At 55.3% G+C, this 22,466-nt stretch carries 15 protein-coding genes; 5 read left to right on the forward strand and 10 right to left on the reverse strand.

Annotation, left to right across the window (positions count from 1 at the left end):
- Positions 1-35 precede the first annotated feature (35 nt).
- Positions 36-533, forward strand: coding sequence for an outer membrane beta-barrel protein (locus ACXADJ_RS11800; protein WP_475066106.1), 498 nt, complete (start codon positions 36-38; stop codon positions 531-533).
- A gap of 131 nt (positions 534-664) precedes the next feature.
- On the opposite strand, the gene ACXADJ_RS11805 is transcribed toward ACXADJ_RS11800, so the two are convergent.
- Genes ACXADJ_RS11805 through ACXADJ_RS11815 form a run of 3 tightly spaced genes read right to left on the reverse strand, consistent with a single transcriptional unit; the run spans position 665 to position 6,839 of the window.
- Complete coding sequence (locus ACXADJ_RS11805; protein ID WP_475066108.1) at positions 665-2,026, reverse strand: DUF1329 domain-containing protein; 1,362 nt, start codon at positions 2,024-2,026, stop codon at positions 665-667.
- Between the two features lie 31 nt (positions 2,027-2,057).
- The gene (locus tag ACXADJ_RS11810) at positions 2,058-3,947 is read right to left on the reverse strand and encodes a DUF1302 domain-containing protein (protein ID WP_475066111.1); all 1,890 of its coding nucleotides are present in this window, start codon (positions 3,945-3,947) and stop codon (positions 2,058-2,060) included.
- A 21-nt stretch (positions 3,948-3,968) separates the two neighbouring features.
- Positions 3,969-6,839 (reverse strand): hypothetical protein, encoded by a 2,871-nt coding sequence (locus ACXADJ_RS11815; protein ID WP_475066114.1) that lies wholly within the window; start codon positions 6,837-6,839, stop codon positions 3,969-3,971.
- Positions 6,840-7,198: 359 nt separating this feature from the next.
- Between ACXADJ_RS11815 and ACXADJ_RS11820 the strand changes: the two genes are divergently transcribed.
- Positions 7,199-7,882 carry a CBS domain-containing protein gene (locus tag ACXADJ_RS11820; protein WP_475066116.1) on the forward strand — a complete coding sequence of 228 codons (684 nt, stop codon included), beginning with the start codon at positions 7,199-7,201 and terminating at the stop codon, positions 7,880-7,882.
- A gap of 471 nt (positions 7,883-8,353) precedes the next feature.
- Positions 8,354-9,715 carry a nucleotide 5'-monophosphate nucleosidase PpnN gene (gene ppnN / locus ACXADJ_RS11825; RefSeq protein WP_475066119.1) on the forward strand — a complete coding sequence of 454 codons (1,362 nt, stop codon included), beginning with the start codon at positions 8,354-8,356 and terminating at the stop codon, positions 9,713-9,715.
- 181 nt (positions 9,716-9,896) lie between these two features.
- Here the strand turns inward: ppnN and ACXADJ_RS11830 are convergent, their stop codons facing one another.
- The 3 genes from ACXADJ_RS11830 to ACXADJ_RS11840 form a co-directional block, all read right to left on the reverse strand.
- On the reverse strand, positions 9,897-10,679 hold the full coding sequence (locus tag ACXADJ_RS11830) for a hypothetical protein (RefSeq protein WP_475066122.1): 783 nt from the start codon (positions 10,677-10,679) through the stop codon (positions 9,897-9,899).
- Positions 10,680-10,791: 112 nt separating this feature from the next.
- On the reverse strand, positions 10,792-12,672 hold the full coding sequence (locus ACXADJ_RS11835; RefSeq protein WP_475066124.1) for an alkaline phosphatase: 1,881 nt from the start codon (positions 12,670-12,672) through the stop codon (positions 10,792-10,794).
- A 13-nt stretch (positions 12,673-12,685) separates the two neighbouring features.
- Positions 12,686-14,275, reverse strand: a complete 1,590-nt coding sequence (locus ACXADJ_RS11840) for an alkaline phosphatase (RefSeq protein WP_475066126.1) — start codon at positions 14,273-14,275, stop codon at positions 12,686-12,688.
- A 216-nt stretch (positions 14,276-14,491) separates the two neighbouring features.
- Here ACXADJ_RS11840 and ACXADJ_RS11845 point away from each other — a divergent pair, with 216 nt between their 5' ends.
- On the forward strand, positions 14,492-14,662 hold the full coding sequence (locus ACXADJ_RS11845) for a hypothetical protein (protein ID WP_475066129.1): 171 nt from the start codon (positions 14,492-14,494) through the stop codon (positions 14,660-14,662).
- 4 nt (positions 14,663-14,666) lie between these two features.
- Here the strand turns inward: ACXADJ_RS11845 and ACXADJ_RS11850 are convergent, their stop codons facing one another.
- The 4 genes from ACXADJ_RS11850 to ACXADJ_RS11865 form a co-directional block, all read right to left on the reverse strand.
- Entirely contained in the window at positions 14,667-16,385 is a 1,719-nt protein-coding gene (locus tag ACXADJ_RS11850) for a hypothetical protein (protein WP_475066132.1), read from the reverse strand.
- 87 nt (positions 16,386-16,472) lie between these two features.
- Positions 16,473-18,365: an alkaline phosphatase PhoX gene (locus ACXADJ_RS11855; RefSeq protein ID WP_475066135.1), complete on the reverse strand. Its 1,893-nt coding sequence runs from the start codon at positions 18,363-18,365 to the stop codon at positions 16,473-16,475.
- A 427-nt stretch (positions 18,366-18,792) separates the two neighbouring features.
- Complete coding sequence (locus ACXADJ_RS11860; RefSeq protein WP_475066140.1) at positions 18,793-20,307, reverse strand: fumarate hydratase; 1,515 nt, start codon at positions 20,305-20,307, stop codon at positions 18,793-18,795.
- Positions 20,308-20,642: 335 nt separating this feature from the next.
- Positions 20,643-21,470: a hypothetical protein gene (locus ACXADJ_RS11865; protein ID WP_475066142.1), complete on the reverse strand. Its 828-nt coding sequence runs from the start codon at positions 21,468-21,470 to the stop codon at positions 20,643-20,645.
- A gap of 357 nt (positions 21,471-21,827) precedes the next feature.
- On the opposite strand from ACXADJ_RS11865, the gene ACXADJ_RS11870 reads away from it, so the two are divergent.
- Positions 21,828-22,409: a Fe-Mn family superoxide dismutase gene (locus ACXADJ_RS11870; RefSeq protein ID WP_475066145.1), complete on the forward strand. Its 582-nt coding sequence runs from the start codon at positions 21,828-21,830 to the stop codon at positions 22,407-22,409.
- Positions 22,410-22,466: the final 57 nt, after the last annotated feature.

Below are 22,466 nucleotides of genomic sequence, written 5' to 3' on the forward strand. Positions count from 1 at the left end.
CATAGGGACATTCAGTAATACAGGACTCGTCATTTATGGCATCCACGTTGAATAAGACCCTGATCGCCGCCGCCATAACAGCGGCATCTGCTACCGCTCTGGCCGATGACCACACCGACCGTTTGTATCTGGGCGGCAGCTTCAGCTACAACACCATCGACTCCCCGTTTGATGGTGGTGACAGCATTGATGCAACGGGTATTCAGGGTTTTGGTGGCTACCAGCTGGGGCAGTATTCCGGCGGTCTGTCGACCAAGGTGGAGCTGGGCTTCAGCCAAACCGATGACTTCGATAACACCAACGAAGACATTACCGGTGTCTGGGTCGCCATGGTGGGTGAAAAAGAACTGCCGGAAGTCGATCCCAACCTGTCACTGATTGGTCGCGTCGGCCTCGACTTTGGTGATGACGATGGCCTGCTGACCGGTTTTGGCGTTGGCTATGACATCAGCGACCGTCTGGAAGTGCGTGGGGAGTTTGTTAACAAGGATGCTTCCAACCAGTATCTGGCGAGCTTGCTGGTTCACCTGTAACAGTCTGCCAAGCCTATTCCTGGCTGACGTCTCGCTGGCCGGCGTCTTATTAAACAGCCCAGCAAGACGCAAAATCCAGGCACAAAAAAACCGGCAAGTTAGCCGGTTTTTTTGTGCCTGAAAGTCGACGTTTAGCGACGACCAGAGCGACGCAGTGCCGAGGTGGTGTAGTCACGGGAAGAACGCTCGATACCAAACTTGTAGGTACCGTCTTCCTCGTTATCCAGCCCCAGCGCCAGATAACGGCCAGAGGTCAGATCGTACAGCACTTCCAGACCGGTCCACGGCACGTTAGCCTGGTAGTAGCTCACCTCGTGACCTTCAGCCACACGCCACAACACACCACGACCGTCGTAATGGTCGATGATGCCGGCTTGCCAGGTGTCTTCATCCAGATAGAAGGTACGCTTGGCGTAAATATGGCGGTTGCCGTCTTTCAGAGTGGCTTCCACTTTCCACACCCTGTGCAGTTCATAGCGGGCATGATCCTGATTGATGTGACCTGCCTTGACGATGTCATCGTACTTCAAGTCGCCGGATTCCAGCTTGTAGGCGTTGTACGGAATGTACATTTCCTGCTTGCCCACCAGTTTCCAGTCGTAGCGATCAGGCGCACCGTTGTAGAGGTCGAAGTTATCCGAGGTACGCATACCGTCGGAGGCCGTTCCCGGAGAGTCGTAGGCAATGGTCGGTGCGCGACGAACCTTACGAGAGCCGGCGTTGTAGATCCACGCCTTACGCGGTTCCTTCACCTGATCCAGAGTTTCGTGCACCAGCAGTACGTTACCGGCCAGACGCGCTGGCGACAGTACATCCTGCTTGAAGTAGAACAGCACGTTGTCGTCTTTGCCCGGTTTGTAGTCGGTCAGTTCTTCACGGAAGGTAAATTCCTCACCGAACTGCACCAGCGTGTAGTCGCCGTTGGCCTGCGGTGTTACCTGACCCACAGTACGCTCAACGCTACCACCACGGTAACGAACGATATGGTTCCAGATGGCTTCCAGACCGTTTTGTGGAATCGGGAATGGCGTGCCCATCACGTAGTTCTTGAGGCCGTTACCGCCATCTACCAGCTCGGTTTTGCTGGCGTTTTCAACGCTGGCATCGTAGATGGCCTGTGGGTAAGCCGCTGTACGATGGGTTGGGTACACCGGCATACGATAGGTATCCGGGTACTTCTTGAACATCGCCTTTTGGCCTTCGGACAGCTTGTCGGCGTACTGCATGTAGTTTTCAGCAGTGATCACAAACAGCGGTGTTTCGTCGGCAAATGGGTCCACCAGCTTGCCGCCTTCCTTGTAGCCTGCTGGCGGGGTTTGCAGACCGCCGTTCCAGGCTGGAATATCACCAGCGGCGGCCTTTTGCGCGCCTACCGGGGTCAATTCACCGCCCAGTTTGGCGGCTTCTTCCGCAGACACAGCGGCATTTGCCGATGCGCCCAACAAGGACAGCAACACGGCACCGCTCAGGGTTCGAATCGATGTTTTCAACATTCTTATATCCTCACTAGGTCGCCTGAGCCAATCAGAAAGAGTACTTCGCAGACAGGGTGATATTGTCGCGATCTTTCATCTGGTTGTATTCGCCACCAGTATAGTTGGTGTAGCTCAGGTCGATGGACGTCTGGTTCATGTATACAAAGCGCAAGGTACCGCCGGTGGTCAGACGGTTGTTAATGAACTGAGCACCCGGCTCAGGACCATTACCCTTGTCGTAGGCCAGTGACAGAATCGGTGTGATGTTCACCCCTGCAAAGGCGTTGTTGTAATCCAGTGCCGCACGCAGGCGAATACCACCGGACCACTTTGTGACATAGCCATCGTCGGTACAGTTCGCCAGATGGGCGTTTTGGCCGGAATTATCAGCACCAGTTGGTGTGGTATCCGCAGTACAGTAGTTGGTGTCGCCGAACACGCCGCCGTTGTTACCGACACCCCAGGCACCGGAACGGCCATAACGGGCGTCGTCGGTGGATGGCAGGTCTGGAATGTAAGCCACACCGGCCTCACCCACCAGCGCCATACGGTCTGCACCGAACACACGGTCGAAGATGGTGATATAAGTGGTCTGGAACTGCCACATATCGTACTCGTCGTAGCCTTTGGCCAGCTCACCGCTCAATGCGGTTGGATCGCCACCCACTTCTTCCAGACGACGCTGGTACATACGGCTGTATGGCGCCGCGTTACCTGCCAGCAGCAGCTCGAACGCGTTCCACTGCAACGGCATATCCGGCTTGTAGCTCAGCTCACCGGAAACCGATGCACCGCTTTCGGTTGCCGTGGCAAAGCTCAGACCCATGATCTTCAGATCTTCCGGGTAGGAAATCTGATACATCGGATATTTGCTCTGATAGGTCGCGTTGGCGTTGTAAGCCGCATGTTCTTCGTAATTCACCACCACGCCGTTGATGTACGGCAGACGGCTGTGAATATTCATGTAGTAGGCACCGAATTCGGTGTCGCCCAGTGCTTCGGAATACCAGCGGAAAGCCAGACCGTACTGGCCCTGGTTATCCGGCGTATCGTCTTTCATGCGTTCGGCAACCGGAGCAACCCGGTCGGTCATGGCAACGCCATTGGCAATTTCGTTATCACGGAATGCAATGATGTCACGCTCGTCAGCAACACCGGCCAGAATTACCGGTCCACATCCGTCTGCAACAAAGTCAGCGGTAGAGAAGAAGGTACCGCAAGCGTCGGTACGGGTCTTTTCCCACTGCAGTTGATAGAAGGCTTCAAACGACAGATCTGGCGTCAGGCCAACGGAGGTGTACAGCATATTGACCGGCAGCAGTGCTTCTTTCAGCTCAGCACCCGGCTTACGGAATGCCGAAGCATCAACCGGGTTAATGCTGTTCACACCACCCTGAATAAAGGTGCTTTCACCCCAGCTCAGAACCTGACGACCGGCACGTACCAGCACCGGGGTGTAACCAATTTCGAAATCGGCCCAGACGTAGGCGTCCAGCAAGTCCCAGCCGCTGCCGGCAGCGTCTTTGGTCTCGTCACTGTATTCCTTGAACTGCGGATCGCCGTTCATGATGGCATCGTCATAGAAAGCCCGGGCACGGAAGAAACCGCCGTAGTTTTCGTAACTGATGTCGAGGTCACCGCTCCACTTGATGGTGCGGGTGTACATATCGCCCTTGTTGTAGTTCAGGGTGCCATCATCGTAGTTGTACGAGGAGCCGGAGCCGCCGTTACCCGTCGCCGTGCCGTTGGCAGGCATGATCTGGTAAGCACCCGGGTCCTGGGTTCGCCAACCAACACCCGCACTGATGGTGTTGTCGATGCGTACATCGGCACCGGCCAGTTCAAATTCCAGGGCGTTAGCGGATGCCATGGTCACCGCCGTTACAGCCAACGCCAGCGGGGCTTTTTTGAAGACGATATTCATCGCTTTGCTTTTCATATTGTTCTTCTCCGCAAAGGCTTAGTTGGATTCAAGTACTGAAGTATTAACCGTACCAAAGGCACCGTTAATCATCAGAACCGACTCGGTAACCATTTCGGCAAAGGCCGTCAGGCTGTCCGCGTTGGCAAAGGTTGCGTGGGTGCCAGTCGCAAAGCGGGTTTGGGCACGCAGCGGCGTCGACAAGCTGGTGGTGTCTGTCGAGGCATCAACGGTTTCCAGACCCAGCAACGCGGCCAGACCATCGGTACCCGCCATCGGCGCACGGTAGCCTGCCAGACCACTGGTCAAACCCAGAGCAGGTGCATAGGCCGCATAAGGGTTAGTGTCATTATCGTAGAAGTAGTCAAAGTTCGGCACTGTATGATCCGGCAGAAACATGCCAGCCAGTTTGAAGCCATCCGGCAGGGAAATACCGGATGCGTCCGTTGGCAGTGCATTACCACCCACCATATTGAACAGCAGTACCGGCGTATCGGTGGCTGCCAAGGTCGCTGCCGCGTTGGCCGGGTCGATCACGTCCACCGCTGACTGGAAGACATACATGTATTTTTCATAATTGGACGTACCCACGGCAATACCAGACGCTGCCAGCGCGCCGGAAATGGTCGGACCAAAGGCCGGTGAATTATCCAGCAGTTTGGTCAGGTGGGCACCACCGTTGGCCAGAATCACACCCTGCAGTTCAGACAGGTTGTCGTTGGCCGCCAAAACAGCAGCGTCGTTGTTCACCGCAGCATAAGTCGTTGCCACAATCGCACCCAGGGAGTGACCCGCCAGGTAAACGCGATCCAGATCGAAGCCAACGCCGGTAGGCTGTGCTGCAACCGCATCGCTGATGTTGCCAAGGCTGGCGTTCACATTCAGCAGGTCGGCCACGGCCTGACGCACATTGTCGCGGGTGCGGGTGAAGTTGGACAGGTTAATAAAGGTGGAACCCGACGTGCCGCTGGCTACGTCGCCATCGGTGCCTGCCGTATCGACCGTGCCATCAAAGTCCATTTCCCAACGGATACCGTTGCTATCCTGCCAGATGTTGCCGTGGCGCTCGGTCGCGCCGGTGGCCGCAGAAGCACCGCCGGAAAGCGCGATCGCAGCCGCCCATGGAGAGCCGGTGTAGGAAGCCTGACCGGCATCCATGCTGAAACGGATGGTGCTGTTATCGACTGCGTTACCGTTGGAATCTGACGTAATCGGCGCAATACCGTGAACCGGCAAGTCGATGGCGACCGTGGCCACACACTGGTCTGCAAGCGCCGCAGAGTACGCAACGCTGTTAGCGCGGCTGCCTGTAATGCCGTGAACGTAGATCACCACTGGCACTTCGGTAGCGCCACCACAAGCTGTGCTGTCTGGCACCGTCACCAACAATGGCGCCTGGTTCATGCCACTGCTTTCTTCAGAAGCTGCCGGGAATGGATAACGCCATGTGACGTTGGTAGAGCCATCGGCGTCCGTCGGTGGCGTGGTGCCAGCTTCGTTACCCAAAGCAGAGTCCAGCACAGCGCCGACATTGGCGTTGGCTGACCAATCGGCATCCGCAGCCATTGCCGCAGAAATGCCAGCGGCGGTGTATTCAGTGGTCAACTCAGGTAAATCGAGGAAGTTTGGCAGCGCAATCTTGCCTTGGTAATAACGGGTTGTGGTACTGGTGCCCGTGCCCAGCGTGGCTGGAGAAGCCCCGGTAGTGGCACCCAACGCCTGATAGATCACACCATCAACCGTTGCACCATCAACCAGACCGACATCGCGAGAAGCCGGCGCATAGCTGAGGTCTTTCAACGAAATTTCGATATCAGAACCCAGCAAGCTGCTGATATCTGCCGAAGCGATGGCGTCATAAACGTAGCCTGGGTAGGCATCCAGCGATTTCACATAGGCAATGGTGGTCTCGTCAACAGCTGCCAATTGAGCCGGATTGCTTGAATCACCACCTGCCCCGGCCACAGCGACTGAACGAGCCACAATGTCTTCGAGCTGGCCGCCGGCAAATTGATCGGTCAGTGCCTCAGCCGCAGCCAAAGACAGGTTATCCGCCACAAACAGTGCCGGAGCCGCATAAGACTTCAGCGAACCCAGGCTGCCATCTGTGGTAAAGGCCTGAGTGAAAATCACGCTGTCCTGATTCAAAGCACCACCACTGGCAGCGGTCAGGAAGGCACCAGCCAGACCTTCCCAGGCCTGAACAGCAGTACGCACCGGTGCCAGAGCATCGGAAGGCAATTCCAGATCACCGGCCAACAAATCGTATTCCGCCGAAGGCGCAACAGAAACACCAGCGGTATCGGTAACACCACTGGTTACAGCAACGATGTACTTGGTTTTTTCATCCAGCGGTTTTAGCGGCGTCACCTGAATAGTATGGGAACCGTCTTCCAGCTCAACATAACTGGCAGCGTAGTCCGCCGCGGTCAGCTGATCGGAGCCTTCCGCAAACGGGTTGGTCGGATTGGCGGCAACGATGCTGCTGACGTCAAGCGAGTCGATGCTGCTGTCGTCTTCATTGCTTTTAAGTTCAATCAGGAAAACCGTCTGTCCAGCTACCACAGAGTCGGCGTCCAGGGCACCGTTAAACGGCAAGTAGAAAGAAGCAGTGGTAGAGAAACCCGTCAACTTACTGATGGCAGTGGTGACAGGCGGCGTGGTGTCGTCTGTTTCAGCTGTGCCGTCGGTTGTCGACGCTTGAGCAAACAACAGGTCGCTGTTAACGGGAACGTCGCTGTTACCAGCGGAGAAAATGGAAGCGACCTGACTTGGCGTTGCGTCTGCTGCACCAGAGTCAATCGGGGCTTGGTTTACGTCACTGTTACCGCTGGTGCTGCTGATATTACAACCAGCCAGTCCCAGGCTGGCAGCCGCAATTGCCAGTCCAAGAATCTTCTTGTTCACCATAATGCTACCTGTCTGTTTGTTGTTATTTTTGCTGTTAATAGGTTTGAAGCGTCCATATTCGCAGCATTGAAAGAAATATAATCTGCATAAGGTTGCATCCTAATCCCCTGAAAGTATGAAACCCACCGATTACTGCGTTGCTTTTGTTACATTTTGTTAACAAAACATCGCCCTGCTCGACACACGTTGATTTTCCACCCAGAGAACTGTGATTTCCTTCACACGCCATTACACAGGGTAGTACAAAAACCACCATATGAAGCCTGCCAGCCGCGGCCACCGCATCCGCAGATTGTTCCGCAGATGCAACGCCTGTGGCATAACAGCAGCTGGCAAATCAGAGATGCAGGGTGACTCAGATGAGTTTGATCGTTTTTGATATGGGGCAACGGATTGCGACACCCGAGCACAGCCCCAGACGCCGCATCAGCCGGGCGCAGGCCGCCAGTCATACTGGTGCATTGGGAGAACACGCTGAATTTTCGTCGCCAGATGAGCAGGCCCATGATTTACAGACCCACACGTCACAGTCAGAGCAGCCACAGAAGCGCCAACCCCGCCCTGCTTCCCAACCATCCCGAGGCCATAACGCTGGCATCGAGCAATACCAGCACGTTGAAGATGCCCTGCCCAAGCCGATGACGCTCACCGCCGCCGACCTCATGACCAGCGGCGTGGTATCACTGGCGGTAGACGCCACGCTTTTGCAAGCCTGGCAGCTGTTTAGCCAGCACCGGTTCCGTTACCTGCCATTGCTGAGTGATCAGCGAATTCAGGCGTTGTTGTCCATGCGGGATTTACTCGACAGCGCCGTTAGCCTGACGGCCGCAGAGCTTGAGCAAACTCCGGTGCTGCCACTGGCCAGCCGCCCGGTCTTTTGTGTGGAACCGGACACACCGCTGAGCGGGGTGATTGAACTGATGGTCGAACATGGCTGGGGCTGTTTACCCGTCGTTCACGACGAACAGCTGGCTGGCATTATTTGCCGATCCGATTTACTGCGTGCGGTTGCCGGACAAATCGAACTTGATCTGACAACCTGACGTCAAAGAGACAAATCGCTCTTACACCCGTTACATTGATCGTGTGATCCCTCTCAGGGTCCACTAAACTGAAAGGGGACATCTATTTAATCCGGTGCTCACTCTGGGCTGCCGGATGGTTTCGAATCACGAAGCCGACTTGTAGGCCTGACGGGTCAAGTCAAAAGTCGGCGACACAGAGTCGAGATCATCCGGCAGCCCCCGCAGGGCGCGGGTTGCCGCTGCCCAGTACTGTGTTGACGAACTTGGAAAGGACACGTCATTTCACTGCGTTCGTCGCCTTGCCCTGAACAACGGCAACGCTCGCGCAGAGTCGTGCAGGATTAAATAGATGTCCCCGAAAGCATTGGAGTGCGGTTTACGTAACACCGTCATCGCCCGGCCATGTCAGCACTTGGTATGGAATTGCGGGTTTTACATCGTCCGACTGACATGGGCAGGGCCTGACGGCTGCAACAGAGAGGATGTTTTATGAAGCAATACGAACTGATTCACCCGAAAACCCATATGCGGGTACTGTCCCGCTACGAAATTCAGCAACTGCGCGATGTCAGCAGCGAAGCTCACGATCTGGTACGCCGCTGCTGCTATGCGGTGCTGAGCGCCGGCAGCATGCAAGACAGCTATGTTGAAATTGAAAAGGAATACCAGCAGTTTGATGTTCAGTTTGAACAGGAAGATCGCGGTCTGGTACTGAAACTGGTCAACCCACCCGCCAGCGCCTTTGTCGACGACGAAATCATTCGCGGCGTGCGCGAGCAGCTGTTCTCGGTGCTGCGCGACGTGCTCTACGCCCGCGACTCCATCATCAAGGCGCACCGCTTCAATCTGGACAACAGCGACGACATTACCAACGCCATTTTTCATTTGCTGCGCAATGCCGATGTGCTGAAACCCGAACGACTGCCCAATCTGGTGGTGTGCTGGGGCGGTCACTCGATTCCCCGCAACGAATACGAATACACCAAGGAAGTTGGTTACCAACTGGGCCTGCGCGGTCTGGACGTTGGCACCGGTTGTGGCCCGGGTGCCATGAAAGGCCCAATGAAAGGCGCCATGATTGGCCATGCCAAGCAGCACAAACAGGACGGCCGTTATGTGGGTATTACCGAGCCCGGTATCATTGCCACCGAAGCCCCCAACCCGATTGTTAACGAGCTGGTGATCCTGCCCGATATTGAAAAACGTCTGGAAGCCTTTGTGCGCATGGCTCACGGCATTGTGATTTTCCCGGGTGGCCCGGGCACTGCCGAAGAGCTGCTGTACCTGCTGGGCATTCTGTCCCACCCGGACAACCAGGACATCCCGTACCCGGTGGTGATTACCGGACCGAAGGAAACCGAAGATTACCTGCGTGCCATCGACCGCTTTATTGGCATGACGCTGGGCAACGACGCCTGTCGCCGCTATGAACTCATCATTGATGATCCGGCTCGGGTCGCCAAAACCATGAAAGCCGGTGTGGCCCGCGTTAAAGCCCATCGCCAGCAAGGCGACGATGCCTACTTCTACAACTGGTCGTTGCACATCGACGCCGATTTCCAACAGCCGTTCGACCCTACCCATGAGTCCATGGCGGCGCTGAACCTGTCATTGTCTGCCCCCAAACACGAGCTGGCCGCGGACCTGCGGCGGGCGTTTTCCGGCATTGTCGCTGGTAACGTCAAGGCTGAGGGGATTGAGCGGGTTAAACAGAACGGGCCTTACTTGCTGAACGGCGACCCACAAATCATGCAGGAAATGGATCAGCTGTTAGGCAGTATGGTTGCCCACGGTAGAATGAAGATTACCGGCAACTACGTGCCGTGCTATCGGATTGAGGCGCAGCAATAACAATATAAAAACAGCCCCGCGGGGCTGTTTTGCAGTTTTTCGCAATACATCTGCTGATTCATCAACCGACCTCTCAACCGACCTCTCAACCGACCTCTCAACCGACCTCTCAACCGACCTCTCAACCGACCTCTCAACCGACCTCTCAACCGACCTATTAACCGACCTACCAAACGTCCTATCAGTGACGATGACCTGCACCAATGTCCTGGCCGTCAGCGTTATAGAAACCGGAAGCACCGTGGGAAACAAATCCCAGGTTAATCAGGTTACGGAAGAATGGGTCCGTTTCGTTATCTCCGATGTCAGCATAGTCGGTTGACAGATAACGCTCACGGGACTCGAACACCTGTTCAACCGCTTGCGGGTCGTTGACCACCTTGTTCAGCGTCCAGCGGGTTTCACGCTTGCCCAGTACGCTGTCGAACGACTGCGGCAATTTCAGCTCCGGCATCCATACCAGCGTGGTCTCGCCCTTGTCATCTTTCTGCTGGTAAGTCACCGTGCGCTCACAGCCACTGCCCTGCTCGCTGACTTTTTCGAGCGAAGCAATATAGGCATCGGTGAACAACTGATTCTTGCCCTGCCAGTCGTGATCTCCCTTGCCGCGATTCACATCTTCCGGCGCGTATTCAATCGCACGCTGGTCGGCATCGAAGTAGCGGATTGGTCGAACCCGGCCATCCCGGACCTGATTCCATATTTCGGCAATATTGTCTGTCGGATGCACATGAGCCACCAGGCCGTTGTGTCGCCAGATTTCCAGCTCCACATTACGCTCAGTAACATCGTCCATATAGCTGTACAGCTGACTGACAGAATGGTCGAACTTGCGAATTTTGGTTTCAATGGTATAGCTCGCGCCCAGCTCAGCGGCCTGTTGCTTGCATTGCTCTGCGCCCACCGCCCAACCGGACACACTCAGGGAAACCGCAACCACTGCGGTACCAATCAGGTTTTTCATACACTTCTCCAAATACACAAAAAACACAGGGCAGACGGGCTCCCCTGTGTTTCAGGCCGCAAGGCACATCACGGATCAGTCATCAGCGATGCACCATGCCAGCCCGTTTTGCTCAGTCTTCTGCAACCGCATCTGCCAGACCACTGAGGTCAGCGGCATAATCCATTACGTGGAAAATGATGCTTTGCTCGTTGGTACCGGATACCAGGTGTGCCCCCGGACCATTGGCGTAAATACCGACGTCTTCACCAGAGTGAGTCTCTGAACCCAGAGGAATCAGAGCTTCCTGATGGTAACCGGCAGCGGTGGTATCTACGTCGGTCAGATCCATACGGCCAGTGTTGGCGGCATAGCTGTAGATAGCATCGGAGTTGGTTTCGTCACCCAGGTCCTGATAACCCAGACCGTTCATGTAACCCACGGTGGTGTAAGGCAGGCCGTCGGAAGCGGTCGCCGCTTCTTCAGAACCAACAGCAACCACTTTGCCCAGAATCGGGTTACCACGCTTTGGATAACCGGCGATGGTGAACACATGACCGTGGTCGGCCGTGACGATGATCAGGGTATCTTCAGCATCGGTCGCATCTACCGCCGCCTGAATCGCATTGGAGAACTCAATGGTATCGGTCAGGGCACCGTGCGCGTTGCCGGCGTGGTGGGCGTGGTCAATACGACCGGATTCCACCATCAGGAAGAAGCCATCGTCGTTGTTGTCCAGAATGCCAATGGCTTTCTCGGTCATCTGGGACAGCGAAGGCTCGCCCAGAATGTCGTTGCCACGGTCCGCTTCGTACTGCATGTGGGATTCATTGAACAGACCGAACACTCGTTCGGTAGTTTCAGTATCGATGGCGTCGAAATCAGTACCGGCAGGGGTATTACCCGCAGCGGCAGTCGCTTCGGTGCCGAAAGTCACAACGCCGCTGGTGTAGGCCGAGGCCCATTCGTTGATCAGGTTGCGGCCATCGGTACGGTCACCTTCGGTGCTGGATACGGCGTCAACGGTGTTATCGGCAGCATCGTTTGGCAGGAAGTGGCGACGGCCACCACCAAATACCACTTCAATACCGTCTACGTCGTAGCCGCTGTAACGGGTTTCCAGGTTGGTTTCAAAGTTCACCAACTGGGAGGCGATGTCTTCACAGGTACCCTGAGCTTCCGCAGGCTGGTCGGAATAGTCTTCCCAGTTACGGTCAGCCGACTTGGCATAAGTCGCTGCTGGTGTGGCGTGGGTGATACGAGCGGTGGATACCACACCGGTCGACTTACCCGCCAGCTCGGCCAGTTCCAGTGCGGTAACCAGCTCGTTGCCGCTGACAGTGCTGCAGTCGCTACGCGTGATGTCTTCATCCACACCAATTACGCCAACGTCGGTTTTAACACCAGACATCATCGCAGTCATGGTACCGGCAGAGTCCGGCGTCTGGGCATCAACGTTGTAGGTTTTGGCCAGCCCCGTGAATGGGAACTCACCAAAGCTCAGAGTGTTGTCCTCACCCATGCCACCTTCATTCTGGCCTTCCAGAATACGGGATGCCGTCACTGTGGACATACCCATACCGTCGCCGACGAACAGAATCACGTTTTTGGCAGCGCCACGCGCATTTTTGATGGCACTAACAGCCGCTTCAGTAGAATCCAGCTTGGCAGCAGACTGAATGTACCAGTCGTTAGTCAGGGTGGTCGCCAGTTCGCCGTTGGTCAGATCGCTACGGCCCGCGTTACATACGTATTCGGTCGCTGTCACTTCAGACTCGGACAGCACGCCATCGGCGTCGGTATCCACACCGGAATCAATCTGAACACCACCATTAGTACAGTTGCTATCGCCAGCCTCCAGAGCAGTCTGGGTAATCAGGCTGTTGTAACCATTGGTGCCATCAGTACCGGCAGTGCCATTAGTGCCTGCGGTGCCGTTGTCACCGTCGGAGCCACAGCCGGTCATCAGCACGGAGCCAGCCATTACGGCCAGGAAAAGCTTGTTGAATGTCATTGTTCTGATCTCCTTATTCACTTACCAGACCCAGCGCACGGCTGATGATGTGGAATACAACGCTCTGCTCTACTTCGCCACGGGCAAGCTGGCTGCCTGGACCTTTGGCGTGAATGGTGATGTCTTCACCAGCGTGAGTTTCAGAGCCCAGCGGAATCAGTGCTTCCTGGTGGTAACCGGCAGTGGTGGTGTCTACACCAGAGATATCCATACGACCAGCATTGGCGTCGTAGCTGTAGATGGCATCGGAGTTGGTTTCTGCACCCAGGTCCTGGTAGCCCAAACCGTTCATGTAGCCGACCGTGGTGTACGGCATGCCATCTGATGCGGTCGCCGCTTCTTCAGAGCCCACGGAAACCACTTTGCCCAGAATCGGGTTACCACGCTTTGGATAACCGGCGATGGTGAATACGTGGCTGTGGTCAGCGGTGACCAGAATCAGGGTTTCGCTTGGGTCGGTGGCATCCACAGCGGCTTGCACGGCTTCGGCAAAGGCGATGGTTTCGTTCAGAGCACCGGCAGCGTTACCAGCATGGTGAGCGTGGTCAATACGACCGGATTCCACCATCAGGAAGAAACCCTTGTCGTTGTTGTCCAGCACCTCAATGGCTTTGCTGGTCATCTCGGCAATCGATGGCTCGCCGGCAATGTCGTTGCCACGGTCAGCTTCGTATTGCATATGGGATTCGTTGAACAGGCCTAACACACGTTCGACACTGTCAGTATCCAGCGCATCAAAGCCGGACTGGTCGATGATGTAGTTGCCGTTCGGGTACATTTCCTGCCATTCAGCGGTCAGGTCACGTCCGTCAGTACGGTCACCTTCAACGGAGCTAACTGCATCAGCGGAGTTGTAGGCCGCCTCTTTTGGCAGGAAGTGACGACGACCGCCGCCAAACGCGACTTCGATACCGTCAACATCCACGCCTTCAAAACGCGCTTCCAGATTGGCTTCCAGATTCACCAGCTGTGAGGCGATGTCTTCGCAAGTGCCCTGGGCGGCTTCCGGCATATCGGAATAGTCTTCCCAGTTGCGATCGGCAGCATGAGCATAGGTTGCCGCTGGTGTAGCGTGGGTGATACGGGCGGTAGATACCACGCCGGTCGACAAGCCCTTGATTTCGGCCAGCTCCAGCGCGGTGACTACTTCGTTACCTGCTACGGTAGAGCAGTCACTGCGAACGATGTCTTCGTCCACACCAATCACACCAACGTCGGTTTTCAGGCCGGACATCATCGCGGTCATGGTGCCTGCGGAATCCGGCGTTTGCGCATCGACGTTATAGGTTTTTACCAGTGCGGTGTAAGGGAATTCTTCAAACGACAGGTAACCTTCTTCACCAGAGTTACCCTCACGCTGGCCTTCGAGAATACGGGAGGCAGTCAGGGTGGAAATGCCCATGCCATCCCCAACGAACAGGATGACGTTTTTAGCGGACGTGCCAGCAGCCGCATTGGCAGCAGCCACTTTGGCTTCAAGACGGGTTTGAGCATCGGTGTACCAGGCATTTTCACTCTGGTCGGTACCCACAACAGCAGCATTGGCAGCAGCGGACACAGACAGCGCGATAGCCATGGAGAGCTTAACGCGAAGCAGTTTCATAGTAGTCCCTCGTGATTATTGAGCGGTGCCCGAAGGCACCTCTTTTTTGGTAACGAGGGCACGCTAGTCAGCAAAAATGACAGTGCCGGTTAACTTAGATGACACATCCCTTTCAAAAAGATGACAACCATTATCATTTGATTTGAAAACCCGCTTAACGCCTACATTAACAAAACCTAAGCAACAGTCTGTTCCAGTTATTTTACTTGAACTTTTATGACCACCTACAAGTTATTGTTATGTAATAACTTTTTTATTTTAGTTAAACCTCCTCCACCCAATAACTGGCCGACCAAAAACAAAAACGCCGCCGAAAATGCTTCCGGCGGCGTTTTAAAACAGGCTTCACAAACCAATAACTCAACCGCAGGGAATCTGCTCCTGTGAGGTATTAATAGCGGGTCAGATCCTGCTGGATGCCGGTTTCCTGATCCATTTCAACCGCGTCGTGAACGTTGTTGTGTGGATCAAGAATGGCATCACGGCCGAGCTTGAAGCTTTGCTCTTCCACCACCGCCTTGTAGGCCTTGTTCAGCTGCATGGCCCGTTGCGGGCTTGGCATCAACAAGTAGCTGATGTCGTTTTCCAGTTTGGCAAACGCCGCTTCTTTGGGGCTACCGTCCTGATTGAAGAACTTGTTGTAGACCTCCATGTTGGTGCGGTATTCATTCCCGGTCGGGTTGTTCTGCAAGTAGTAGGCGTATTGGCCGGTGCCGTCTTCCCGTTTCGGGTCGGCAACCCCTTGCAGGCTCTTCTCCATCCAGTGGTACCAGCCTTGTTGGTGGCTGTCGGCACCGAACTTGCGGGCAAACGACAAGGTGGTGTCGGTCTGGGCACCAATGTTGCCGTGACAGCCCATGCAGAACAGGGTTTCTTCGTAGTTTTGAGGTCGCAGTGTGCCCTCGGCGTCTTCAATAAAGCCCTGATAACGCCAGCCGTACTGCGCCACCATGCCTTCTTCCATATTGCCAAATACGGTTTTCTGGCGATCCGGGAAATCGTGACGCTCCTTGATTTCCTTGTTCACAATCTGACGCAGCTTGTAGTAGTTGCGCCAGGATTGCTTCTGGCTGTAGCGCAGTTCTTTCATGCGTTTGGCCATGGTGACCTGGCCGTCTTGTACATCAAGGTAACGCACCGAATGCACAAACTCGGTGCCTTCCGGGTACAGGCCCTTGGCAAGGTGAACGTCACCTTGTTGCAGCTGCTGGCGAGCAAGGCCAACGTAGCTCATAAAGCGTTTTTCCAGCGGTGCCCAGTCGTAGGTTACCTGACGGGCTTCACCCAGCTTGCCGTCCTTGTCGAGGTCAACCCCAAAGCGGTTTTCGTCGACGGCGCTGATGGCAATGCTTTCCGCCTTCACCATGGCTTCGACGATGGCGAGGTTCACCTTGTAGGTGGCCAGGTCGAATTTGCCCTCTTCGGTTTGCTGGAACGCCGGTGCCAAACGGATCATCACATCATCCGTGGAGCCGTTGGTGGGGAAAAAGGTGCCCTCGAACGGGTAATAGGCAAACACCCGCCAGCCGCTGTAATCGCCTGCAGGTGTGCGGTCGAAGCCTTCACTGTCGAAGTTGAACCACACATCCGGGGTGTAACCATCCCACTGGCCATTGCTGTTGCGGTCCCACTGCTGGGGCGGCTTGGCCAAGGTTTCGGCCAGTTGAATACGGCCTTTTTCGTCAAAGTAGTTGTCTTCCCGAACGTAGTTCAGCATCGAGGCATCGGAGGTTTTTTCGATGAACTCCGAGCGGTCGGCGAACATGTTCAACCAGCGATTGGTGGTGGCGTTTTCCGGGAAAGCGTAGGCCAGCTGAACATCAATATCGTTAAAGAAATTCGGGGTTTTGCTCATGGTGTGACAGGCGTAGCACGGGTTCTTCACCGAACCGTCTGTGTCCACCGGATCGGTGAAACATTGCGGCGGAATATAGGCAAAGGTGTTATCGCTGATGTCTGCGGCAAAGCTACCCACCGCTGGCACCGAGTGCGCTGAAGCGGTGTCTGTGGGGGCAGTACTGGCAATGTTGGTGGCCGCCAGGCTGTGATGGGCAGAGGCGATCAGACTCGCTGCCGCCACTGCGGTCCAAAGGGTCTTGTGTGTTGTCATTCCGGCTACTCTTCTCTGTCTGAGCTGGGTAATTCGAGGTGGGAAAACCACCGGCAGAGCCTGCCGGTGGTCGTGCTTCCGTCGGACTTACTCGGCAGCAATGCCAGGGAAAGGACCGATGTAGCCGGTGTAGGCACGTGCTTCGCCTGCGCCGGTGTCCTTGTCGGTATCGGATTCACCGTAAGGGTGCTGTACCACAGACATCATGTAAGACCAGCCGTTGATGTTCGGGTACCAGTACGGAGAAGTGGTTTCAGAACCGTACGGGGTGGTCTGGATACGGGTCAGCTCTTCAGAGTCGAAGTCGTAAGCCCAGATCACGTCGTTCTGGTGGCCGGAGCCGGTGTCTTCACCCACGATCAGGTAGTCGTAGCCAGACATGTAGGTCACGTTGTCCGGAGAGGCAATGCCGTCGATGTGACAGGCGTTCACGCTGACTTCAAAACCGTCAACCTGCGGGTCCTCGTCACTGACCGGGCGACCGGCAATCAGACCGCTCATGTTGCTGGCAACGTAGTCGGAACCCATGTCGGCATTGGCCGCTACATCCAGCTGATAAACACCGCCACAAGAATTGTGGTTGGCCAGACGGATGTCGTTGTTGCCACCCAGGTCGTAGGAGTTGGAAGCTGAGCCGTTCTTGGCAAAGTCTTCCATGCCACGAGCTACTTCAGAAATGGCCAGGTACAGCTTGCCGCGAGTCTCGTCGAAGGTGATGCCTTCTTCCTTACGCAGTTCGGTGGTACCGCCCAGCATGGCCGCATAGCGACGGGTTTCCAGACGGGAAGCCGCGACTTCCATGCCGTCTTTCACCGCCAGACATTCCTGACCAACACCGTTGGCGTTGATGGAGGTATAACCGTCGGCACATTCGCCGTCAGTTGGATCAACAGAATCGAAGATATCGGCAAACGTGGTGCCGTTGTCGACGTAGGTTTTAACGTCGTCGTTGGTGGCGTGACCCAGGCTGATCCAGCTCAGGTTGAATTCACCCAGACCTTCTGCGGACTGCTGGTCGAACTTGGCCACATAGGTGGTACCGGCGCTGAGGTCGCCCGCTTCGTCAGCCACAAACATGTACAGACCCACGTTGGTGCCGTCGTCGGTCATGTAAACGGTTTTGGAATCTGGCATCACGTACGACAGTTCGAACGCCAAACGCGCCATGGCGTAGTGCTTGGTCAGTTCGGTGGAGCTGTCTTCGTTCACTTCGATTTCGATGTTCCAGCCGTAGAAGTACGGGTTCCACTGATTCTCGACGGTGTAGTAATCCAGCATGCCAGCCGAGTAGCTGTCAGCCGCTGCGTCGGTTGCGGTTACCAGCTCACGAGCGTCTGGCTCGTATTCTTCGGAAGCCAGGTGAGTGGTCCATGGGGTTACAGAAGCCGCACAGTGAACCCAACCACCGTTAACGCTGGACTGGTCGATCTGGCTCATGTTCTTGACGGTCAGTTCGCCGTTGGTTTCGTTCTGGTTCAGTTCCATCAGGAACATGGCACCCGGACGGGATTCCATTTGCGATACAGAGAACAGCTTGTCGCCCACAGGCAGCAAGGAGGTGTGCTCGTTGGAGTCGGTAACACGAATACTGCCGTCTTCTTCTTGCAGCACAGTGCCGCTTTCATCCACCAGCTGACCGAAGGTAACGCCGTTGTAGTCGGTACCGGAGCGAGCCAGCAGGTTGAAGGAACCACCGAAGGTCTCACCGTTAATGGTCGCGTTGGAAGCGAAAATGGCGCGCTTGTCGGCGTCGGTTTGTGGCGCTGGCACACCAACAAAGGTCAGCTCGGTGCCGTAGGTTGCGGTGGTGGTGTCTTTGGCCGTCAGATCCTGACCGTCTGCACCATCGTTACCGGCCTGGCCTTGTTCACCCTGAGCGCCCTGAGCACCGTCATCACCGTCTGAACCACAAGCGGCCAGACCGGTTGCCAGAGCTGCAACCAGCATGGCTTGCAGCAGTTGGTTTTTCTTGAATTCCATATCACTCTCTCTCATCAGATGTATGGTTTTTTTGGAGAGCGCGACCTTAGACGTCAAAAATGACAGGTTGAGTTATCTTATGTGGCGTAAAAAAGTCAGACCGATGACCACTGTCAGGTTTTGTAAAAACTCGACTATTCAACCATTTATGTAGATTGTGAGTGATTTATAACCAGCTCACACCCCCCAACCCTTGAAGCCACGGCTTTCCTGCCATTTTTACCCCTGACTTTGCGTTCAATCAGCCCCATTTAAATGAGAATCATCATTGGTCGATTATTCAAGTATCTGGCACAAACCTTCCTACCGATAGTTATAAAGTAACATCATGTGCAGCAGGTACAAAAAAACCGGTGCTGTTGCCAGCACCGGTTTTCAGGATAGACCAGCGGGTTGGCCAATGGCCGACCGCTGACGATTCAATCCATTACTGCACTTCTTTCGCCGCAATACGGGCAGACCACTCGATTGGACCAGTGATGTGTACGGATTCACCTTTGGTGTCTACCGCAACGGTTACCGGCATATCGACTACGTCGAACTCGTAGATGGCTTCCATACCCAGGTCGGCAAAGGCCAGCACCTTGGAGTCTTTAATGGCCTGGGATACCAGGTAAGCAGCACCACCCACAGCCATCAGGTAAACGGCTTCGTTGTCCTTAATGGCTTCGATCGCCGCAGGACCACGCTCGGACTTACCGATCATGCCCAGCAGACCGGTTTCTTCGATCACGGTACGGGTGAACTTGTCCATACGGGTAGCAGTCGTCGGGCCAGCTGGGCCAACCACTTCGTCACGCACTGGATCAACCGGGCCTACGTAGTAGATGAAGCGACCTTTCAGATCCACTGGCAGTTCTTCACCTTTGGACAGCATGTCGACGATGCGCTTGTGAGCGGCGTCACGGCCGGTCAGCATCTTGCCGGACAGCAGGATGGTTTCGCCGGTTTTCCAGTCTTTAACGTCTTCCGGAGTTACGGTATCCAGGTTCACACGACGAACGCTGTCGCCCACTTCCCAGCTGATTTCCGGCCAGTCTTCCAGGCTCGGAGCTTCCAGCTTGGCTGGGCCAGAACCGTCCAGTACAAAGTGAGTGTGACGGGTCGCAGCACAGTTCGGGATGATGGCAACCGGCTTGTTAGCGGCATGAGTCGGGTAATCCGCAACCTTCACGTCCAGCACGGTGGTCAGACCACCCAGACCCTGAGCACCAATGCCCAGCTTGTTCACTTTCTCGTACAGTTCCAGACGCAGTTCTTCGGAACGGGTTTCCGCGCCTTTTTCCTGCAACTCGTGGATGTTGATCGGGTCCAGCAGGGCTTCCTTGGCAATCTGCATGGCTTTCTCGGCAGTACCACCGATACCAATACCCAGCATGCCTGGCGGACACCAGCCAGCACCCATGGTCGGAATCTGCTTCAGAACCCACTCCACCACGTCATCAGACGGGTTCAGCATGGCGAACTTGGACTTGGCTTCAGAACCACCGCCCTTGGCTGCCACATGAACGTCAACGGTGTTACCCGGAACCAGTTTCATGTGAATAACCGCTGGGGTGTTGTCCTTGGTGTTGGCACGCTTGCCATCAGGATCGGCCAATACAGAGGCACGCAGTACGTTGTCCGGGTGCAGGTAAGCACGACGAACACCTTCGTTGGCCATGTCTTCAACGGACATATCGCCTTCGAATTTGACGTCCATACCAATGGTCAGGAATACGGTCACGATACCGGTGTCCTGACACAGTGGGCGCTTGCCCATGGCACACATACGGGAGTTGATCAGAATCTGCGCCATGGCGTCCTTGGCCGCCTTGGATTCTTCGCGCTGGTAGGCTTCGTGTACCGCGTCAATGAAGTCTTTCGGGTGGTAGTAGGAAATGTACTGCAGGGCGTCAGCAACGCTCTCGATCAGATCTTCTTGCTTGATCACGGTTGTCATGGCGAGTTCTCTCTCTGTGCTCTTTGTATGCCAGCAAGCGGCTTTTTTCGCGGCTGTTCGACGTTTTATTGTTCAACAGCATGGAATTCTTATGCCCCGGGGCCGGACCGGTTGAATCCGACCAAGGGAACTGCGTCAGTCTGAGGCTGACGCGAACGGAGCAGGATTGTACCCCAAGGGCACGACGGCGGAAATGTATTGCGTGTAGGGCTTTGGTAGGCAAAGCCAATCACTGAGGCTCTGTTAGCCGTTGTTCGCCACTGTCAGCCAGATTAGAGACCGACGTGGAAATCAGGCTTGAGAAATCAGACAGTGCGCGCCCTACACCATTCTGGTTACGGCGTTGTGGTGGCTGGTGCGTACAGCGTGTTGACCCGCTCTTCCAGCATTTTCAAACGCTTGGTGAGGGAATCGATCTCCTGATCCTTGCTGGCCAGCTGCTTCTTCAGGGTCGCCATCGTCTTGCTGTTCATTTCCAGCGATTCGGTGTTCTGGGCAATGCGCAGTTCGGATTCCGGCAACGACAGCACTGAGGCTTCGGTGGACGACACCCGGTCGGTCAGGGCAGACACATCCAGCTGCTGCTGATCCAGCACCAGTTTCTGGTCAGCCAGCGCGGTCTGTTGGGTTTTCAGACCGCTTTCCAGTGTGGTGGTGTCTTTCTTCACCGCCGCAATGGCATTCTTGTTGTTGGCCACACCAGTGGTGTTGGCCGCGATGTTCTTCTTGTTGCGCTTGTTCGACACATCCCACAGCTTGCGGATCTCGGAGTCGTGCTCCTTGATCAGCACCTTGAGAGCATCCAGCGACAGGCTGGCGCTCTCGCCCGTGGTCGACAGTCGCTCGTTCAGGGTATCGATGCTTTTCTTTTGCTCGGCCAATACCGCATTGGCGTCGGTCAGTTGCTGTTGCAGTTGCTGGGATTGCAGATACAAATAACCACAACCGCCGACCGCCAGTAGCGCCACCAGCGTTGCGACGACCGCCATGCCCTTGCCGCCACCGGAACCTGTGTTGGCCTCGGCCGCCGGTTTGCTGTTGGGCTGCTTGGGAGATTTGGGTGTAGAGGCGGAGCGACGGGACTTCATTTGACGCTGACGGATTTCAATGTCGTCCTGGGAAGGCGTCATGTTCGGAACGATCGGGTCTTTTGCATTGTCCATGGAAATACCGGTTGGGATAAATCAACTGCTTATCCGGTCGAGTATACAGACAAGCGCCTGAAATACTCAGGGCCCCTCTGAAAAACTCTGCACACACCGGACAGCGTCTGCGTCAGATGCCAGGTTTGCTTTTGCGTTCCCTGTTCTGTTACCCGGCTACTGTTCCATCAGCGACACTCAGTTTCTGACCATAGCGCATGACTATCGCAGCGAAACCACAGCCGGTGTTATGATTCAATGAGATAAAACAAGAGACGACATCATCCGCTTGCGGCTACTGCTACGATCTCTTGAAAAATAACGCAACGGCCCTCATAAAAGGCCGACAACCACTAGCTTGATAAATGGAGACGTCACATGGCTTTTGAACTGCCAGCACTGCCGTACGAGAAAAATGCCCTGGAACCACACATGTCCCAGGAAACTCTGGAATTCCACCACGGTAAGCACCACAACACCTACGTAACCAAGCTGAAAGGCCTGGTTCCTGGTACCGAATTTGAAGGCAAGTCCCTGGAAGACATCATCAAGTCCTCTTCCGGTGGCGTATTCAACAACGCTGCTCAAATCTGGAACCACACCTTCTTCTGGAACAGCCTGTCTCCAAACGGTGGCGGCGCTCCAACTGGCGCTATTGCTGACGCCATCAACGCTTCCTTCGGTTCTTTCGAAGAGTTCCAGGCCAAATTCAATGACATGGCTGTGAACAACTTCGGTTCTTCCTGGACCTGGCTGGTTAAGAAAGCCGACGGTTCCCTGGACATCGTTAACACCTCCAACGCCGGCACTCCGCTGACTGAAGAAGGCCTGACGCCAGTACTGACCGTTGACCTGTGGGAACACGCCTACTACATCGACTACCGCAACGTACGTCCAGACTACCTGAAAGGTTTCTGGGCACTGGTTAACTGGGAATTCGCTAACGCCAACATCGCGTAAGCTACCGGTTAACGTCGGGCGGCTTTATCGCTGCCCAGCGGCCAATAAAAAAGCGGA

It is taken from the genome of Oceanobacter sp. ABM4_470, assembly GCF_056158645.1.

Coding starts and splice junctions, on each gene's coding strand:
- ACXADJ_RS11800 (WP_475066106.1), top strand. CDS start 36: ATGGCATCCACGTTGAATAAGACCCTGATCGCCGCCGCCATAACAGCG.
- ACXADJ_RS11805 (WP_475066108.1), bottom strand. CDS start 2,026: ATGTTGAAAACATCGATTCGAACCCTGAGCGGTGCCGTGTTGCTGTCC.
- ACXADJ_RS11810 (WP_475066111.1), bottom strand. CDS start 3,947: ATGAAAAGCAAAGCGATGAATATCGTCTTCAAAAAAGCCCCGCTGGCG.
- ACXADJ_RS11815 (WP_475066114.1), bottom strand. CDS start 6,839: ATGGTGAACAAGAAGATTCTTGGACTGGCAATTGCGGCTGCCAGCCTG.
- ACXADJ_RS11820 (WP_475066116.1), top strand. CDS start 7,199: ATGAGTTTGATCGTTTTTGATATGGGGCAACGGATTGCGACACCCGAG.
- ppnN (WP_475066119.1), top strand. CDS start 8,354: ATGAAGCAATACGAACTGATTCACCCGAAAACCCATATGCGGGTACTG.
- ACXADJ_RS11830 (WP_475066122.1), bottom strand. CDS start 10,679: ATGAAAAACCTGATTGGTACCGCAGTGGTTGCGGTTTCCCTGAGTGTG.
- ACXADJ_RS11835 (WP_475066124.1), bottom strand. CDS start 12,672: ATGACATTCAACAAGCTTTTCCTGGCCGTAATGGCTGGCTCCGTGCTG.
- ACXADJ_RS11840 (WP_475066126.1), bottom strand. CDS start 14,275: ATGAAACTGCTTCGCGTTAAGCTCTCCATGGCTATCGCGCTGTCTGTG.
- ACXADJ_RS11845 (WP_475066129.1), top strand. CDS start 14,492: ATGACCACCTACAAGTTATTGTTATGTAATAACTTTTTTATTTTAGTT.
- ACXADJ_RS11850 (WP_475066132.1), bottom strand. CDS start 16,385: ATGACAACACACAAGACCCTTTGGACCGCAGTGGCGGCAGCGAGTCTG.
- ACXADJ_RS11855 (WP_475066135.1), bottom strand. CDS start 18,365: ATGGAATTCAAGAAAAACCAACTGCTGCAAGCCATGCTGGTTGCAGCT.
- ACXADJ_RS11860 (WP_475066140.1), bottom strand. CDS start 20,307: ATGACAACCGTGATCAAGCAAGAAGATCTGATCGAGAGCGTTGCTGAC.
- ACXADJ_RS11865 (WP_475066142.1), bottom strand. CDS start 21,470: ATGGACAATGCAAAAGACCCGATCGTTCCGAACATGACGCCTTCCCAG.
- ACXADJ_RS11870 (WP_475066145.1), top strand. CDS start 21,828: ATGGCTTTTGAACTGCCAGCACTGCCGTACGAGAAAAATGCCCTGGAA.